2 protein-coding genes are annotated in these 1,420 nt (G+C 67.9%); both read left to right on the plus strand.

Going from position 1 to position 1,420, the window contains the following annotated elements; all coding sequences use genetic code 11:
• Nucleotides 1-30: 30 nt before the first annotated feature.
• Entirely contained in the window at nt 31-558 is a 528-nt protein-coding gene (locus tag QZV94_RS14295) for an SH3 domain-containing protein (protein WP_293678583.1), read from the plus strand.
• 135 nt (nt 559-693) lie between these two features.
• Nucleotides 694-1,420, plus strand: a 727-nt coding sequence (locus QZV94_RS14300; protein ID WP_293678584.1) for a PAS domain S-box protein, incomplete at its 3' end; no start/stop codon positions are given.

Consider the following 1,420-nt stretch of genomic DNA (forward strand, 5'->3'; position numbering starts at 1 on the left):
TCGAACGCCGGCGGCAGCAATGTCGGCGCGGTGGCGGGCTCGCTGCTGCCGGGACGGTTCGGCGCGATCGCGGGAGGTTTGAAGACCAAGAAGTCCGAGGCCCAGGCGCTTATCACGCTGGTGGACGCCCGGACCACCGAGCAACTCTATGTGGCGGAAGGCGTCGCGAAGAAGACTGACGTATCCTTCCAGGCAGGCGCCGGCGGCGGTGGCTGGGGCGGTTTCGCCGCCGCAGCGGGCGGCGGCTATTCGAACACCGATATCGGCAAGGTCGTCACGGCAGCCTACTTCAATGCCTTCGTCGAACTGATCCAGTACATGCAGGGCGGCGCGCCGACCGGCGACGAGGTGAAGGCTGCGGCCGGCGTCCAAGCCCACACCGTCGCCCGCGCGACCTCGATGCGCAGCGCGCCTTCCCCGAGGGCTCGCGAAGTCCGCGGCTTTCAGGCGGGCGATCTCGTCTATCCCACGGGACTGAAGGACGGCGTCTGGTGGGAGGTTGACGACGAGACGGGCAATCGTGGCTGGGTCACTTCGACCACGCTCAGCCCGCGCTGAAGATGGCGGATCGATACCTGAAACGCCGCCGCCCTGTGCCGCCAAGGGGCGGCCGGCGGAGTAACGCTGCCGTAACGACCTGAGACTTACGGACCTTCGAGCGGGCGGTTTCCTGCGGGTCCTGGGAGACGAACGATGCACTCGGGCACCGATCAGGCAGTCCGCAGGATCGCCGAACAGGCCGGCGATGTCATCGTGAGCGTCGACCTGGGCGGCGTCATCTCCTACGCGTCGCCGGCCTTGCGGACGTTCGGCTATGCGCCGGACGACGTCGTCGGGCGGACCGGCCTCGATCTCGTCCATCCTGACGACCGGCCCAGGTTCATCGAAAACACCCAGGCGTTGCTGCGGGGCGAGCTCGTCGACGGGGCGAACCGTCAACACCGCTTCCGGTGCGCCGATGGGCGCTGGGCCTGGATCGAGGGCGCTCCGCAGCTGCTGCACGATGCCGCCGGCGAGCTGGTCGGCTTCGTCAATGTGTTGCGCGATATCACGGCGCGGCGGGAGCAGTCCGACCTGTTCGAGGTGGCGTTTGAGAAGGCTGCGATCGGAAAGGCGCTTGTCGGGCTCGACGGCCGCCTCCTTCGGGTCAACCAGGCCTTTGCCCGGATGGTCGGCTACGCGGCGTCGGAACTGCTCGAGCTCGACTTCCAGAGCCTGACGTTCCCCGCCGACCTCGACGCAGACCTCGAACGTCTGCGGTCGCTGAGGGCCGGGGACACCGACAGTTACACCTTGGACAAGCGCTATGTGCGGCGGGACGGCGCATGCGTCTGGGGGCGGCTCTCGGTCTCGATGGTGCGCGAGCCGGACGGGTCTCCGAAACACTACATCGCCCAGATCCAGGACCTGACCGACCAGC

It is taken from the genome of uncultured Phenylobacterium sp. (assembly GCF_902826855.1).
Lineage (GTDB): Bacteria > Pseudomonadota > Alphaproteobacteria > Caulobacterales > Caulobacteraceae > Phenylobacterium.